Consider the following 16,182-nt stretch of genomic DNA (forward strand, 5'->3'; position numbering starts at 1 on the left):
TATTCTCATTTTAAATGATCATCATACTCGCCAAGCTGGACAAAGTCATATCCTTTGTCTATTAACATCTGAACGCCTTCTATTACGCCGCTACTAATGTCTGAATTTGGTTTATTCATATGAAATAAAAAAATGGAGCCCTCTTGAGCTGACTCAAAGGTGCTGACGATTTGATCTTTATTAAACGTTCCACCAGCATCACCTAAGACATTGTAATTTACAGCTGTTAACCCTAAGAACTCAACTATTTTTACAGCAATATTATCATAATAAGCCGTTCCCGATCTGAAATAGTCAGGCGACTTTCCAGTATGCTCCGTAATGAGTTGCTGATTCTTATAAACTTCATCAAATACTTCTGCTGGATTCTCTGTTCCAGAAATGCCATAAGCGGATTCACCCGTTACTGACAGGGGTTTATGATCATACCCATGGTTGGCTATTTCAAAAAGGGGGTTATCAGCTAAATCGGTAAAATCATCCTTATACTCTTCAATCCATCGGGCGTTAATGAATAAGGTAGCGGGTATTTGTTCTTCAATCAAGAAATCAATTAAATCTTCATCATACGTATCTGGCGTGCTATCACAGGCATCAAAAGTTAGTGCAATCACTTTATCATCCGTGTCTATTTCAGTGACGACTCCGTCAATGTTCTCGCCCCAGACGGTTGGAGTGTTATTCTCAAATTTTTCAACAATCGTTTTTTTTAATTGTTCATAACTAGGAGCTGATTCTTCAATGGGCTCAACTTCAACCTGTTCTTCATTATAAGTGTGATCACTAACCTGTTTTTGATCTGTATTTTTTTCGTGGTCTGTTAATTCTTCTTTAGTATCCGTTTTGCTAGCGTCATTATCATCTGCGCATCCTGCAGAAAGAAAAATAATAATAGCCACTAAAATAAGTTTCACTGTGCGTCCTCCTAAAATTGCATTTGTTCTTACACAATTATTGTATCTGTACGCTATTCATCAAACAATGGATTTTTTTAAAAAAATTAACAAGAACGGACTGTCATTGGCAAGTATCAATTTGATAAACAATTTTTAAAAATTAACCAGCTCTTAATCTGTATATAAATGTAAGCGAAGCAAGGTACGTCAGCCGTATCATTTACAATGTGACCAGCAACGGTTAAAGTGAAGATAATATAATTTTAAAACCTAGGTGTTTAATCATATCTCGATCATTAGCTAATCCCTTTTCAATAACAGCATTAAGAAACTTCTCTAATTCTTCTCTTTCGAGATCCTTTTTTTCGATTTTATTTGATTCAATGTCCTCAACAGTTTTTCTCTTTTTAGGTATAATAACGTCCGTTCCGGGATTATCCTTAATTACCTTATCTTTAATTGCCTGTCGGGATATCATATTTGCTGTAGTATTAACACCCTGAACGTTTGTCCTAGCGTAGTCAGGGGCTATCTTATTAATTGTCTTTTGATAATAGCTATGCCTGATTTTAGGAATAGGAACGCTAGCCATATGTTTGTTTAGTATTTTGATCTCTTTTTCTCTAATTCTGATCGTACTGCGCTTTACGCCAGTTAAACTTTATACCTCTAACCAGTGTGCGGCCGCCATTTGAAATGTTACTTTAATCGCTAAACTTTCATTTATGCCATCTTCTTGTAATTTTCTGATTGCATCATTAACTCTCTTTTTGGCTTCCCGTTCTGTCTTTGCTCTGCGCTTTACTTATATCTCTTACCAGTTATAGGATCAATAGGATCGGCAGCAATAGCTTGCCACCGATAACCACCCGATTTTAGTTGTACTTGTTTTGTCTGCACCTTAAACCATCCTATCAAAAAAGCGCCCAATAATGAGCGCGTTTAACTAATTCTTAAATCATTGACCCATGAATCTCTTTTCGACCATGGTAAGACATTAACTTCGTATCTAGATAGTGATTTGTTAAATTTATCAGCAATAGGTGTGTTTATATCATTAGCAATTACAAAAAACTCTGATTTTGGTCTTATATTTTCAACATCAGCAAAGGGGAATAGTGTGTTTGTATAATTATCAGCGGATGGTGTATTAACTGCCTTTATTAATTTTTCCCTTTTTGATTTAGAATGAGGAATTACAAAATCGAAATTTTGTTGATTTCCAGTTTTCCCAATGAACCCTAAATCGGGAGAAAAGATAACTTCTCTATCATAAAAATAATTTGTAATTTCCTCCGTGAAGATACTAACCGCAGTATTTTTTGAAGTTAGTAGCATATCTGAAATTCTAATCAAACATTGCAATAAGTTATGCTGTTTACTAGGGTAGTCACTTAAATCGTTAAACTCTACAAAAAGATCATTAAATTTTTTATCATACTGAACACCAAATACTTTTAAAGTGACCTCAAAGAACTCTTTCCTTTTTTTAGCTTTATTAATCTCAATCCCGAGCATATTCAGTTCGTTCACGATATAGCCATCATCAGTAAGTCTGTAATTTCCGTTTCTATCTTCGGTAAAGAAAAGCTGTATAAAATCATGATTCATATCTAAAAAGGGGGTAGTAATTTCTATGAAAGATTCTTCTTGTTTATATAACATATGCTTTTTATTCCACTGATCGATTAACGACCTCAAATCATCTATCATATCAAAATCTCCCCCTTTTCAGATTAAATCTTCTTGTAAATTGTATCCGATACTATTAATATTCCCAACTTCGCAGTACTCTAAAAACTTTTGTAAAATAATTATAAGATCCTCTAGTTGGTCATTGGTTAAGTACATTTTAGCATAAGATTCATTCAGAGGGTAAGCAACTTTTGCTCCATATTCAGAATTTGCAATATGTATATGCGGACATGGTATTCTCTTGCCCGCGTAAGGGAAGTTTCCTGGAGGGTTCTGGTGATCTGGTCCAAAGATGTCTAATCTAATTAAAGTATAATCCTTGAAACTCCTATTTCTAAGTTGTAGTGTAAATTGAGGTTTTTTTCTTCCTTTTCGATTAACGTCTACAATAAATAAGTGATTATCGCTTTTTAAATTAAGATAGTCACTGAAACCTTTTTTCGGAAGAATGTAAATATTTGAATTATGGTTAATCTCTTTTATACAATTAATACACTCGTCAATTAAGCTTTGTTCCACCTTCTCATTCCTTTCATAAAAAGCGCTCAATAATGAGCGCTAATAGATTACTTGTTTAATGTAACGTCAATTGTTATCTCATCACCTAAACTTGAAAAGCTATCATCGTTAGGCGCGCCAAAAAACATTTTAATTGATTCTACATCTTCTGCTTTCGAGTTTTCTAATACGTAAAAAATCGTGCCACTTTTCGTTACTTGTCCTAAATATTCGCCATCTATGTGATCACTTAAAAACATATCTGGTTCTAATTGCTCGCCAGTACTTGTTGTAATTGTTGCTTGTGACGCATAAAAGTTAACAGGATCTTCTGATGTGCTTTCAACTGTCATATCGACTTGGATATATTCGATTTCTTCACCTTCCATCAAGTCTACATAATCAGGATTAATAGTACCTTCAACGCCATTAACCTTTTCGATATTTAAGATAATCGGACCAGATTCAAACGTCCCTACATCCTCAGTACGACTAACTTGTGTGAAATCGCCCATTTCATTACTTATTGTTTCACCAACTGCAGCACCTGTTGATTCTGCGGGTTCTTCTTCTACTTCCTCTGAATCATCCGTACCTTCCGTTGTTTCTTCGGTGTCATTTGTTTCTGGCTGTGCAGTTGTTTCTCCTTCATCATCGCCACACGCCACGATAAACATAGTTAAAGCTAACAACAATAATAAAAACTTCTTCATAAAAATTAAATCCCCTTTGGTTATATATTGTAATCTACTATATAAGTAGTAATTACCATGGTAATAGTAAGTAAGAACATTTTCATACTATATATTACTGATGGATTGGTATGTACCAATTACAACGTCAAAATGAAAATAGTGTAGATGCCTTTTTTTTAAGTACTATTGAGAATACATTAGGTGAAATAATAATTATCAATAGCTGTATCTCCAAAAAAAGAAATATAAAATTGATCTACCTTACCTGGTTTCTGATGCGCTAGCATGTTCAAAAACGCTTCATCAAAGATTTATATTCCTGAATGAGCCTTTTCACTTACTTTTATTTTTGTTGCTAGCGTGAAGTTCTGTGAACCTCTTTGGTAAATTAAAAGGTAATTATCAATTCTTTAGTTAAAAAATTCTTTAAACCGTCATTATGGACATACTTAGTTTGGTTGTTACCCTTTGTATAATAACATAATAAACTAGAGTAGCTAAAATTAATTTTAAGAAACTAATGAAAATTTTTTTATTCATTGTTTCTCCCAATTTTCACTTTAGCGACCAGCTGAAATGACCGCCTTCTCAAGTAATGACACATGTTAATAATACACGATCCCCATATCTTCCTCAAATTGATATTTAATCATTAAGTAGTCATCTTCCCAGTATTCAATTGCCTCGTTAAGCACGCGTTCTTCTTCATCAGTTTCGGTAGTCAAGTTTTCCAGCCATTTATATGCTTCCAGCTGCGCTTCAAAGTTATCTTTAAGATATGAATAAGTATCTAAATAATCAGCTGATTCAGCCAGAACTAGGTCATAAATGCCTTGTTCAATCTCAGTGGTCAAAGCCAATGTTTCTGACCAATGGTAAGCAAGCAGTTCCTCATCAAATGCTTCTGACATTAATACAAAATCATAGGCGTAACCAGTAAACAGATTCGATAAGAGTTATGCTTCGGCTTCGTTTTCAATTGTAAGAGCAGCCATACTTCTATATGCTTTTAGCTGAGAACGAATTTCTTCTTCCTGCTGGAACTGATCATCTGGCCAATTAATGACAGCTAACTCCTCAATTAAATTTTCAATGGTATAACGATCGAGTGACGAGATAATATTTTGGTCGGCAACTCCTGACGTGATGATACCAAGTTCAGTTTGGTAGTTAAGTGTCTGGTAAGTATCGACATAGCTTATCTTGTCATATGTTTTGACGTTGTCACCTTCTAGTAATTCACCACGTGCACCGTATTGGTCAATGACCACTAGTGGCTGTTCATCATTATAATAGTCTGGTGAGAATACTACCCATACGTGTATTTCCCCGCTAAGAAAGTTTTCAAGATAAACGACTTCTTGAAATTTCCCGTTACGTACTTGTGTTGCGCCTTCGAGAAAAAAATGATTAGCATCTAAGTTTTCAATTTCAAATGCTATGATTGCGCCATCAATAAGGTTTGTCTCGCCTGAGAAGATCAGCTGTTCGCCTTTAATTGAAGCTGCTAATGATATTTCGATGTTACGATCTGTTTCATCAAAAAATGCAAAGTAGATTAGAGCAAATAAAAAAATAATTGCATATCCCCATATGAAAGCTTTCTGTGCACGTGAATGTGTTTTAAATTTAATAATTAATAGTAAACCAAGTGGGGCAAAGATGATAAACATTAATCAAGTGGGGCAAAGATGATAAACATTAATATAGAAAACCATGGCTGTGTATAAAATCGCTGTTCCTCCTGTAAATCCTCGTACACATTATCTATATTGGCGTTTTTCCACTTCATTAAATCACCCTCCTATTGAAAATCTAATGCGACAACTTTCTAATATTAATACAAAATGAGGAAATAAAGAATAGGGTATTTGGTCATCGTTGTCTTTTCCTCAAACATGGTAAGCAGAGTTCGTATTCGTTCAAGCTTTTCTTTGACTATTCCACATGTAACCGTTACCTTTAAAGTAGAAATTATTTTTAGTAGTAGGGGGAGATCAGGATGAAGTCAGAAAAAGAAAAAATGCTCGCCGGCGAGTTGTATAATGCCGCCGATCCGCAATTAGTCGCGGATCGTTTAAAAGCGAGAACTTTAGTCAGGGAATATAATCAGACACCAGAGTCAGCAGGAGCAGAACGGACAGTGTTGTTGAAAAAATTACTCGGTGCGACGGGAGAGCAGATTTTAATGCAGGCTAACATTCGCTTTGACTATGGCTACAATACCTATATTGGTGAAAATTTTTATGCCAATTTTGATTGTACAATTCTTGATGATTGTGAGGTGCGTATTGGCGCAAATTGTATGTTCGGTCCGAGTGTAAGCCTGTATACCGCAACGCATCCGCTTGATCCGACGGAGCGTAATTCGGGTACTGAGTATGCCAAACCCATTACGATTGGTGACAATGTTTGGATTGGTGGACGTGCTGTTATTAATCCTGGCGTGACGATTGGTGATAATGTCGTGGTTGCCTCTGGGGCTGTTGTGACAAAGAATGTACCAGACAATACGGTGGTAGGTGGAAACCCTGCGCAACTTATAAAGACGATACCACGAGAAAGGGACTAGCAAAATGGCAGAGCAAATTATGCTATATGAGGATTTTTCTAAACAAGAGCTTGATGACAGGCTGAAGTGGTTCTCGGCACCTAAGCGCTGGCAGCTTAATCAAACGGAAGGCCAACTCGTGATTTATCCAGCGGCACAGACAGATTTTTGGCAAAAAACACACTATGGCTTTGAAGTAGATAATGGACACTTTCTTTATTATGAAACTAATCAGGATTTTCGCTTAACAACCAAGCTTTCTGGTGAGCCTGTTAACCGTTATGATCAAGCAGGCTTGATGGTTCGTTATTCAGCCGACAACTGGATAAAAACCTCGGTAGAATTTATTCCTGATCAGCCGAATAAGCTTGGGGCGGTGGTGACGCGTGCTGGCTATTCAGATTGGTCAAGTCAGGCAGATACAGGCACTGCCACTTATCAATACTTTAGAATAACAAAGCAAAACACGAATTATTATATTGATTATTCAAGGGATGGCCAGAACTGGCAGCAAATCCGGATGGCATATTTACCAGCTAATAAACAATCGGCAATGATTGGGGTTTATGCATGTAGTCCACAAGGTCAGGGCTATCAGGCTTGCTTTGATTTTCTGAAAATTGAACAGGTCGATCAAGCAACAATAGTTTATTAGGAGGAAAGGGGAAAGTAATGATCAAATTAGTGCTAACCGATATGGACGGGACGTTCTTAAATAGCAAAGGCTATTTTAATCAACAGCTCTTTGAAGCGACTAAGCGACTAATGAAGGCGCAGGACGTGGTCTTTGCAGCAGTGACAGGTAAGCAATGTGAGCGTGTTGAGGAATTGCTGGGACCGGACGCTAAGGATTTTTACATTCTAGGTGATAGCGCGACTCGCATTAAGCATAATCACCAGTATGTCTATCAATCATTGCTAGCTAATCAAATTGGCTTAGCAATTGTTGCTAAGCTAGAACAGATTAGTCAGGCACATACGATTATTGTATGTACGGAGGAGGGTGCTTTTATAAAAGCAACAACAGTGACAGAAGAACGGGAAATTGTTCGCAGGTCATATCGTAACTTGGCTATAGTTAATCATTATCATGACATTAAGGATGATTTTATTAAAATTACTGTTCATGATCCAACTGCGCACTGTTTTGCTACCGCTGCACAGATGAATCAGTTTGCTAAGCAAGCATATATTGTGGCATCTGAAGCAGCTTGGCTTGATATTGCTAATGCAAATGTCCATAAGGGCACAACGGTTGCCCAACTACAAAAGCTATTAAATATTCGATCAGAGCAAACAATGGTCTTTGGTGATGGCAATAATGATATAGAACTAATGAAGACAGGTTCATATAGTTTTGCCGTGAGTAATGCTATTGCTGAGGTAAAGCAAGCTGCCCGTTATGTAACAGGTACTAATGATGAAGATGCAGTGCTCCACACCATTAACCATTTGTTAGCATTGCAGCAGTGTTAACCTTATTGTGCATAATTGGTGCCATTCTAATTGGGAAATGCATGCACCGTGTGTTAATTTATTAGGTGATTTCATTTAATGTAAGGGTTTACTTTTTCGGTGTGTATGCTAAAATCAACGATTATTGCGTGTTAAAAAGGAGAAGTGCAGATGTCAATGATTGAGAATCCCATTTTACCAGGTTATCAGCCTGATCCGTCATTTCTAAGGAGAGGTGACGACTATTATATTGCAACATCGAGCTTTGAGTGGTTTCCCGGTGTTCCGATTCATCATTCTAGAGATTTAGTAAACTGGCAGTTAATTGGCTATGTGTTAACAAGAGAATCGCAGCTAAATATGATTGGTAATCTTGACTCTGGAGGTGTATGGGCTCCGTGCTTATCCTATTCAGAAGAACAAGGGTTATTCTATGTGATCTTTACCGATGTCAAAAGTCGTCAAGGTGCCTTTAAGGATACTCATAATTATTTAGTGACGGCAAAGCAGATTGAAGGACCGTGGTCAGATCCAATTTATTTAAATAGCAGTGGCTTTGATCCATCGCTGTTTCATGATGACGATGGTCGCTCGTGGCTTGTCAATATGCTGTGGGATTTCCGCAAAGGTACAAATTCTTTCGCTGGTATTGTTCTACAGGAATATTCCCACCTTGAGAATAAGCTTGTTGGGCCTATTCACAATATTTTTAAAGGGACTGTGCTTGGGTTAACAGAAGCACCGCATTTGTATAAACGGAATGGTTATTACTATCTAATGACAGCAGAAGGGGGCACAGGCTATGATCATGCGGTAACGGTAGCCAGATCACGCGCATTAACAGGTCCATACGAGGTTGACCCGACCAATCCGATCCTAACTTCGAATAAGAATGATCTGACAAGCTTACAAAAGGCTGGTCATGGTAGCTTAGTTGAAACGCAAACAGGGGACTGGTACTTAGCCCACCTGTGTGGGCGTCAGGTTGTTGACGAGAAATGTATTCTGGGCCGTGAAACAGCCTTACAAAAATGCTACTGGACGGACAATGATTGGTTGCGAATAGAAGGTGGCCCCTATCCGAAGCTAACGGTAGAAGCGCCCAACCTGCCTGTCCGTCCATTTGCGCCCGAAGCGGAGACGGATCATTTTGATCAGGCTCCTTTACATCGTTATTGGAATGCATTGCGGCGCCCATTTACTGAGGATTGGCTGTCATTATCTGTGCGCACCGGTTATTTAACCTTATATGGTGGTGAGTCGATGCAATCAACTCACAGACAGAGCCTAATCGCCCGACGGTTAGATGTTTTTGAAGTTGAGCTTGAAGCAGAACTTGATTATCAGCCAGACCTATTTCAACAAATGGCGGGTTTAATCATTTATTATGATACGAAGGATTATGTATATTTAAGAGTGACTGAGCATGAGCAACACGGTAAATGCATTGGGATTATTGAATCAAAGTACGGTGAGTATGATGAGTTGCTTGCTACTGATATTCCTTTAGCAGGTCAAACTATTAAACTTAAAGCAGTCATCGAGCAGCAATGGCTACAATTCTCTTTTGCTGAGGCTGGTCAGGCTTGGCAAGCGATTGGTAATAGGATTGATATTGGTCATCTGTCCGATGATGATGCGAGCTATGTCCGATTTACGGGTACCTTTGTTGGGCTTTGTACACAGGATTTAAGTGGTCAAAAAAAGCCCGCATACTTTAATTATTTTCGTTATCAACGAAAGGCGTGAGGAAACTGGTTACAGAGACAAGAAAGAAACCACGTACGGTCATCATGCATGACCCAGAGCTAGATGATTTAAATACTGTGCTTCGCTATCTGCTGTATAGCAACCAGTTTGAGACGGAGGCATTTATCTATTCCAGTAGTCGCTTTCATTGGAAGGGAGACGGTCAGGGCACGTTATATAACGGTGAGTCAGAACATACTGATCATGGACTCGGACCTAGAGCAAGCTGGCGCTGGGATGAGAAGGTTCAGTTTATTGAAGCTGCAATTGACGCCTATGCGAAGTGTTACCCCAATCTACTTATTCACGCAGAAGGCTACCCAAACCCCGAGCTATTGCGTCGTCGGATCTATCAAGGCAATGTCGCTTTTCCGGGTGAGATCGAGTATGATAGTCCAGGCTCTAACATTATTAAACAACTTATCTTAGATGACAATCCTGAACAGCTTTACTTGCTTACAGGAACGGGACAATCGACAATTGGGCGCGCCTTAAAAGCTATTGCCGCTGAATGGAAAGAGGCAGAAAACTGGCCAGCAATCTATCAAAAGGTCTCAGAAAAAATTATTATTCAATCGTTTGGTGATCAAGATGATGTCTATCGCGACTACATTGCGCCTAATTGGCCATTAGTGGAATTCCGCCAAATGGCAACAGCAATCTGGGGCTATGATGCAAGGCGGGTAGCTCTGCCACAAGATCAGCACTATCTTTCAGCTGCTTGGACAAAGCGGTATGTGACAGAGGTCGGTCCCCTCGGCGCATTGTACCATGTCTGGGGCGATGGCCGACAGATGCATCAAGATGACTTTACTGATTTCTTCGGCTTTAAGAATGTAACCATTGAAGAGGTAATCCAGCTTGGTTATCGCGCTTGGTATCCGAGAATAGAAGAGGCAGGCTCATGGATTTCTGAAGGAGATACATCGATGTTTATGAATTTAATTGATAATGGCCTTGATGCGCACCTAGATGCAAGCTATGGTGGTTGGGGCGGCAGAAATGATTTAGACATTGCTCCAGATGAGTATGCGTCTAAGGATTACGCATCAGCTCGTTGGTTTGGGTATGCCCAGCGGGATTTCGCGGCTCGATTGCAGTGGAGCGTGACCGCGAATTATCAAGAGGCTAATCATCACCCTAAAATTAGCTTAGCTCATTCTGCTCAAATTGCAGTTAGCGCCGGAGAAACCGTGGTGCTCACGGCGTTGGCTGAAGATCCTGATGGTGATCATTTAACGGGGCGATGGTGGCATTATGCTGAACCGAGTACATACCCGGGTAAGATCAAATTGCTTGAAGAGACCGGAGCCAGTCATAGTAACGTTCATCTTAATCAAAGCGTCGTGTCACCAGCAAGCTTTGAGCGCCAACGCTCTAATCAGTTTAGTCAGAACTTTGTCTGCAAGCTCCATATACCAACTGATGCCGAAGACGATCAAACGATTCATATTATTTTGGAGGTCACAGATTTTAGTGAGCACCACTTAACGACATTTAAGCGCTTTGTGTTAACAGTGAACAATAAATAAGGGTGCACCTGCCACAGTAACTGCTGGAAGGCGGGTGCATTTTTAGTGACTAGAAATGATTAAATAATTGTGCTGTTGCACATGGGTTGAATCTCGTTCAGTTGCTCAGTAGCTAGTCCAATTTATTATGTGCGCGTCTACCCTCTCAATTATGGATTTAGCTTAAATGCTTCTCTCCAGTTGCTGTATTGCTGTTCGACTACCTTCATCACTGTTTATAAACGGAATAATTTATTGTAGGAAACTGCAGGGTATTCAAAATGCTTTGTTGAATATTATGTATTAAGTGAAAATGAAGGAGGCGATTGTGTGATTCAGTTTTCAAAGCCAACAGTTGAACAGTTTTTTCGTACGTTTGTCATCACTGATTTTACCGTCAATAAGGAAGAGAGTCGCTTAATCTTTAGTTCCAATATTGATGGGAAGGTTAATTTATGGGCGATGGATTTGCCCGATCAATTTCCATACTTATTTGCCCACCGTGATCAATCGGTTAATTTTATTAAGTTTGACCCGGAGAATCGCTATGTTCTAACGGGCTATGACCAAGATGGTGATGAGAATTATCAGATTTATGGTTTACCCATTGACGGTGGGTTACCACAATCAGTTGTCTGTGGGGCGGAGGATGAGAAATTTTATTTTGCGCATTTAAGTGAAGATGGTGAGCGTCTTTACTACGATACGTCGAGGGGAAACCCTTCTTTTCTTAATACCCATGTCTATCATTTAACAAATCAGACAGATGAACTGCTTAATGAGGGTCAGCAAGCGCCGACACAGCTTGGTGCAGTGTCTGATGATGAGCAGAGCTTTGTCTATTTTCAAATGTTTGCCAATACATATGTAACGGCATTTGTAAAACAAGGCGAGAACAAGCATTATCTAACACCTAATCATGAGGAAATTCATGTTTGCTACAATGCACTTTTTACTAATTCTGAGACTATTTACTTTGTTACTAATTATCAATCTGAATACAACTATGTCGCTAAATATGATTTGACGACGCAAACCTTTAATGAAGTGCTTAAATTTGCGCAAGAAAGTGTTGAGGATATTAAGTATGACAAAGATCAGAATGCACTCTATTTAGTAACCGAGAAAGGAGTCGAAGATTTACTTTATCGCTTTGATTTAGGAGCAGAGCAGCTTACTCAGCTTGACTGTCCAGTAGCTGTTATCGAAAAAATCCATGTTGCTGAATCAGGTCAGCTCTATCTTTTAGGCAGAAGTGCTACCGCGCCATTAAATATCTTTCAATCTAAGGATGGGCTGGCTTGGCAGAGCCTTACCAATAACCGCGTACTTGGTATTAGTGAAGCGGACATGGTTGAGCCTGATGTTGTTAAGTATACTTCTTTTGATGGACTAGAAATTGAAGCTTTATTGTTCAAAGCTAAGCCGGAGCTTGCCAATGGGCATACGATTTTTTGGCCGCATGGTGGTCCACAGGCTGCTGAGCGGAAAATGTTTCGTGCGATGTTTCAAGCCTTTTTAAATCGCGGCTATACTATTTTCGCCCCTAATTTCCGTGGTAGTACGGGCTATGGCGCAAGCTTTGTGAAAATGGTAGAGCAAGATTGGGGCGAGGGGCCGAGGCTTGATAACCTTGCTGGCCTTGATTGGTTAATTGAACAAAACCTAACCGATCCAGATCATCTATTTTTAGTTGGTGGTAGTTATGGCGGTTACATGGCGCTCCTGCTTCACGGCCGTCATCCTGACTATTTTAAAGCGGTCATCGATATTTTTGGCCCATCTGATTTATTTACCTTTGTCAATTCTGTACCTGACCATTGGAAGCCAATGATGGAGCGGTGGCTCGGTGATCCTGAGCGTGACAAGGATCGGTTTATTAAAGATTCACCTGTTACCTATTTGGACGGCATGACTAGACCAATGCTTGTTATTCAGGGTGCTAAAGATCCTCGTGTTGTTCAGGCTGAGTCAGACCAGATCGTTGCTAAACTGAAAGAGCAAGGGCGTGAGGTTGACTATCTAGTCCTTGAGGATGAAGGTCATGGTTTTTCCAAAAAAGAAAACGAAATAAAGGTGTACAGTATGATGCTTGACTTTTTGGCAAAGCATCAAACAGACTAACAGCGCAACCCAAATGAATACCCCCTCGTCTAATTTAATAGAAAAGGATGAGGGGGTGTTTATTGATAATGATAAGGATGTTAATTGAAGCAAGTGTTTTGCTAGGTGGGCCTATTGTCGTCATATATTTACTAGTTAGGCTAGTGACAAAAACATGGAAACGCTGGTGGGAAGAGCTTGCTACTTGCGCAATGATTGTCTACAGTGCGTTTATGATTTATGCACTGTGGTTAGAGCCTGGCTATGTTCGCGAGACACTATCGTATAATGTGATTCCATTTTATACGGTCTATTCGTATATGAATGAGTTAGCAATTGGATTTATCCCATTTCCTATCATTATTATGAACTTAGTCGGTAATATTGTTGTGACAATTCCAATTGGATTTTGGTTAGTATTTAAAAGAAAATCTAATAAAGTAGCCCTTGTGGTTGCTGGCATTGTGCCGCTACTTTTCGAATTAGGGCAACTGCTCCTACATGTAATCGGCTATGCAACAAGGGTTGTTGATATTGATGACTGGTTGTTGAATGGGCTAGGCATTTTACTTGGTTATTACAGCCTAACCTGGCTTGCTCGCTTTAGGCAACAAAAGCAAAAGTGTAAAGGAGAATATGAGGATGAATCACCGGCAAAAGAATTTATTTAACCAACTAAGGACATATCGAGAATGGCTGTTAGCCACTGTTGCTGAGTTATCTGAGGAACAAGCCAATCAGATTCCAACAGGATTTCGTAATAATGTACGGTGGAATTTAGGGCACGTCTATCTTGATCAATATCTTTGGCTTGAGGCGGTTACAAGAGAAGAGTCGCCAGTACCACGTCCATTTCTTCAATGGTTTAATTTTGGAACGACACCTACCAATTTCACGGACGCTACCCCGTCTGCTGCGGAATTAATTAATTTATTAGCAAATCAGCCAACAATAATCGAACAAACTTATGGAGTGAGACTTGATCAAGCATTTGAACCTACTGAAATGGGTATGCGAACAATAGAAGATGTCCTTGTCCGGACTATTTTTCATGAAGGTATGCATACACAAGCAATTAATGATTTGAAAAAATTTCTTAATAAATGACAAGAAGATTAATAATTAGCCACGAGCACATGTCATTTTGGACATGTGCTTTTCCATTATCATGCATTTAAGGTATACTTAGTATAAGAGAGCATGGAGGTGAACGGATGGATCAACATAGTTATCAACAATATGATGCAGTAGGGTTAGCTGAACTAGTTAGGCTGAAACATGTTTCGGCTAAGGAATTAGTAGATTGTAGTTTTGGGCAGATAGATAAGGTAAACGATCAGATTAATGCCGTTATTCGCCAACGTAAAGAGAAGGTTTATCAGGAATTAGCAGATTCCTCTGCTGAAGGGCAGCCTTTTTATGGGGTGCCGTTATTGGTTAAGGATATTTCTCAGGAGATAAAGGGCGAGGTCACAAGTGCAGGTTCAAAACTGTTGACCGAGCACGTAGCACGAAGCGATGCAAATTTTGTTGCTAAATTGCGTAAGGCAGGGTTCATGTTAATTGGGCAAACAAACACACCAGAGTTTGGCTTGAAAAATATTACTGAGCCAGAATTGTACGGACCAACGCGGAATCCATGGCAACTAGACTATTCTCCAGGTGGTTCAAGTGGTGGGGCAGCTGCCGCCGTGGCAGCGGGGATCGTGCCTGTTGCTGGTGCAAGTGATGGCGGTGGCTCAATTCGTATTCCGGCTGGTTTTACTGGTTTATTTGGATTAAAGCCAACACGGGGACGAACCCCAGTCGGTCCTGGTGTCGGTCGACAATGGCAGGGGGCTGCAATTGATTTTGTCCTCAGCCGCTCAGTTCGCGACAGTGCTGCTTTACTGGATGTTCTGCAAACTGTGCAGCCAGAGGCCGCTTTTCAAACACCATTTTATCCTGGCCGCTTTTTTGATCTATTGCATAAATCGTATCGACCGAAGTATCGAATTGGCTTTACGACAGCCTCACCTGTGCAAACTGAGGTAAGTGAGGAAGCGAAGCAATCGGTTCTTCGGGTCGCAAAGTGGCTAGAGGAAGCAGGTCACGTTGTAGAAGAGGTTGAAGCTCCCGTTAATGGGGTTGAACTTATGCGTCATTATTACATGATGAACAGTGGTGAGATGAATAGAGTGATAAGTCGACTAGAAACCAATTTTGCTCGTACGCTAACGGAGCAGGATATGGACATCTTTACGTGGGTGCTGCATCAGGCGGGTAAAAGCGTCTCAGCCGCCCAGTACAGTGAGAGCTTAAATGGCTGGGATCAAGCCGCTGCTCAGATGAATGAATTTCATCAAAGCTATGATTTCTATCTGACGCCGACTAATGCAGGTGGACCACCTAAAATAGGCGAACTAACGCCGTCGGAGCAGCAGATTGATCAGTTCTTAAAGGTAGATCACTTATCTGGCTCAGACCAACAGCAGCAGGTTTATGATATGTTTTTACCAAGTTTAGCGTTCACACCTTTTACCCAGCTAGCAAACTTAACAGGTCAGCCAGCAATGAGTGTACCAGTTGGTTTAAATGCGGCCGGCCTACCATTAGGGGTACAAGTTGTCGCAGCCAAGGGACGCGAGGATTTACTGCTTAGCTTGGCTAGTTTAATTGAGCAGTCAGAGTTGTGGCTGAAGCAAATGCCGGGGTTTTAGTAGAATGATAGTAACTCGATAAATGTGTTAAATAGTAAATAGATCGGATTAACAGTACCTACCTTTACATCAGTATCTGTAAAGGTAGGCTTTTTTTACTTAAATTCTCAATTGGGTAATTTACTATTTGGTTAGCATTTATTAAATCCAAGCGTCTATTATTTTTTATTCAGAATAAAGATCGCACCACCATATCCTAATAGGCACCAAACCAACAAACGCCCCTTAAACATTTTAAGAGGAGATTTCTCAATGAATAGGCTGGTTAACTTGACTCAATATTTCACCATTAGCAGTCTTTGCTGATAGATACATTGATGAAACATTATT

Annotated in this window: 16 protein-coding genes; 9 read left to right on the plus strand and 7 right to left on the minus strand. The window is 39.7% G+C overall.

Going from position 1 to position 16,182, the window contains the following annotated elements; genetic code table 11:
• Positions 1-5 precede the first annotated feature (5 nt).
• The 7 genes from BM000_RS05780 to BM000_RS05810 all read right to left on the minus strand — a co-directional run bounded on the left by BM000_RS05780 (position 6) and on the right by BM000_RS05810 (position 5,457).
• Positions 6-914, minus strand: a complete 909-nt coding sequence (locus BM000_RS05780) for a polysaccharide deacetylase family protein (protein WP_177178225.1) — start codon at positions 912-914, stop codon at positions 6-8.
• A 223-nt stretch (positions 915-1,137) separates the two neighbouring features.
• Positions 1,138-1,488 carry a hypothetical protein gene (locus tag BM000_RS05785; protein WP_091495780.1) on the minus strand — a complete coding sequence of 117 codons (351 nt, stop codon included), beginning with the start codon at positions 1,486-1,488 and terminating at the stop codon, positions 1,138-1,140.
• Positions 1,489-1,838: 350 nt separating this feature from the next.
• A complete protein-coding gene (locus BM000_RS05790) occupies positions 1,839-2,609 on the minus strand; it encodes a DUF1829 domain-containing protein (protein ID WP_091495782.1) in 771 nt (256 codons plus the stop codon).
• A gap of 18 nt (positions 2,610-2,627) precedes the next feature.
• Positions 2,628-3,110, minus strand: a complete 483-nt coding sequence (locus BM000_RS05795) for a DUF6978 family protein (protein ID WP_091495784.1) — start codon at positions 3,108-3,110, stop codon at positions 2,628-2,630.
• A gap of 47 nt (positions 3,111-3,157) precedes the next feature.
• Positions 3,158-3,802, minus strand: coding sequence for a hypothetical protein (locus BM000_RS05800; protein WP_091495786.1), 645 nt, complete (start codon positions 3,800-3,802; stop codon positions 3,158-3,160).
• A gap of 587 nt (positions 3,803-4,389) precedes the next feature.
• Positions 4,390-4,695 carry a hypothetical protein gene (locus BM000_RS05805; RefSeq protein ID WP_091495788.1) on the minus strand — a complete coding sequence of 102 codons (306 nt, stop codon included), beginning with the start codon at positions 4,693-4,695 and terminating at the stop codon, positions 4,390-4,392.
• A 45-nt stretch (positions 4,696-4,740) separates the two neighbouring features.
• Positions 4,741-5,457 carry a hypothetical protein gene (locus BM000_RS05810; RefSeq protein ID WP_091495790.1) on the minus strand — a complete coding sequence of 239 codons (717 nt, stop codon included), beginning with the start codon at positions 5,455-5,457 and terminating at the stop codon, positions 4,741-4,743.
• Between the two features lie 329 nt (positions 5,458-5,786).
• Between BM000_RS05810 and BM000_RS05815 the strand changes: the two genes are divergently transcribed.
• The 9 genes from BM000_RS05815 to BM000_RS05855 all read left to right on the plus strand — a co-directional run bounded on the left by BM000_RS05815 (position 5,787) and on the right by BM000_RS05855 (position 15,852).
• Entirely contained in the window at positions 5,787-6,356 is a 570-nt protein-coding gene (locus tag BM000_RS05815) for a sugar O-acetyltransferase (RefSeq protein WP_091495792.1), read from the plus strand.
• Positions 6,357-6,360: 4 nt separating this feature from the next.
• On the plus strand, positions 6,361-6,990 hold the full coding sequence (locus BM000_RS05820) for a DUF1349 domain-containing protein (RefSeq protein ID WP_091495794.1): 630 nt from the start codon (positions 6,361-6,363) through the stop codon (positions 6,988-6,990).
• 17 nt (positions 6,991-7,007) lie between these two features.
• On the plus strand, positions 7,008-7,811 hold the full coding sequence (locus BM000_RS05825; protein WP_091495796.1) for an HAD-IIB family hydrolase: 804 nt from the start codon (positions 7,008-7,010) through the stop codon (positions 7,809-7,811).
• 150 nt (positions 7,812-7,961) lie between these two features.
• Positions 7,962-9,539, plus strand: a complete 1,578-nt coding sequence (locus BM000_RS05830; protein WP_091495798.1) for a glycoside hydrolase family 43 protein — start codon at positions 7,962-7,964, stop codon at positions 9,537-9,539.
• On the plus strand, positions 9,536-11,071 hold the full coding sequence (locus BM000_RS05835) for a DUF1593 domain-containing protein (RefSeq protein ID WP_177178226.1): 1,536 nt from the start codon (positions 9,536-9,538) through the stop codon (positions 11,069-11,071). Before BM000_RS05830 ends, BM000_RS05835 begins: the two co-directional genes overlap by 4 nt.
• Positions 11,072-11,380: 309 nt before the next feature.
• Positions 11,381-13,174, plus strand: a complete 1,794-nt coding sequence (locus tag BM000_RS05840; RefSeq protein WP_091495802.1) for a S9 family peptidase — start codon at positions 11,381-11,383, stop codon at positions 13,172-13,174.
• A 68-nt stretch (positions 13,175-13,242) separates the two neighbouring features.
• Positions 13,243-13,824 (plus strand): VanZ family protein, encoded by a 582-nt coding sequence (locus BM000_RS05845; protein WP_177178227.1) that lies wholly within the window; start codon positions 13,243-13,245, stop codon positions 13,822-13,824.
• Positions 13,796-14,260 (plus strand): DinB family protein, encoded by a 465-nt coding sequence (locus BM000_RS05850; RefSeq protein WP_091495806.1) that lies wholly within the window; start codon positions 13,796-13,798, stop codon positions 14,258-14,260. The genes BM000_RS05845 and BM000_RS05850 overlap by 29 nt, the downstream gene beginning before the upstream one ends.
• Positions 14,261-14,367: 107 nt before the next feature.
• Positions 14,368-15,852: an amidase gene (locus BM000_RS05855; protein ID WP_091495808.1), complete on the plus strand. Its 1,485-nt coding sequence runs from the start codon at positions 14,368-14,370 to the stop codon at positions 15,850-15,852.
• Positions 15,853-16,182: the final 330 nt, after the last annotated feature.

The sequence above is a fragment of the Amphibacillus marinus genome (assembly GCF_900110345.1).
Taxonomy (GTDB): Bacteria; Bacillota; Bacilli; order Bacillales; family Amphibacillaceae; genus Amphibacillus_D; species Amphibacillus_D marinus.

Coding starts and splice junctions, on each gene's coding strand:
- BM000_RS05785 (WP_091495780.1), bottom strand. CDS start 1,488: ATGGCTAGCGTTCCTATTCCTAAAATCAGGCATAGCTATTATCAAAAG.
- BM000_RS05790 (WP_091495782.1), bottom strand. CDS start 2,609: ATGATAGATGATTTGAGGTCGTTAATCGATCAGTGGAATAAAAAGCAT.
- BM000_RS05800 (WP_091495786.1), bottom strand. CDS start 3,802: ATGAAGAAGTTTTTATTATTGTTGTTAGCTTTAACTATGTTTATCGTG.
- BM000_RS05805 (WP_091495788.1), bottom strand. CDS start 4,695: ATGTCAGAAGCATTTGATGAGGAACTGCTTGCTTACCATTGGTCAGAA.
- BM000_RS05810 (WP_091495790.1), bottom strand. CDS start 5,457: ATGTTTATCATCTTTGCCCCACTTGGTTTACTATTAATTATTAAATTT.
- BM000_RS05815 (WP_091495792.1), top strand. CDS start 5,787: ATGAAGTCAGAAAAAGAAAAAATGCTCGCCGGCGAGTTGTATAATGCC.
- BM000_RS05820 (WP_091495794.1), top strand. CDS start 6,361: ATGGCAGAGCAAATTATGCTATATGAGGATTTTTCTAAACAAGAGCTT.
- BM000_RS05825 (WP_091495796.1), top strand. CDS start 7,008: ATGATCAAATTAGTGCTAACCGATATGGACGGGACGTTCTTAAATAGC.
- BM000_RS05830 (WP_091495798.1), top strand. CDS start 7,962: ATGTCAATGATTGAGAATCCCATTTTACCAGGTTATCAGCCTGATCCG.
- BM000_RS05845 (WP_177178227.1), top strand. CDS start 13,243: ATGATAAGGATGTTAATTGAAGCAAGTGTTTTGCTAGGTGGGCCTATT.
- BM000_RS05850 (WP_091495806.1), top strand. CDS start 13,796: ATGAATCACCGGCAAAAGAATTTATTTAACCAACTAAGGACATATCGA.
- BM000_RS05855 (WP_091495808.1), top strand. CDS start 14,368: ATGGATCAACATAGTTATCAACAATATGATGCAGTAGGGTTAGCTGAA.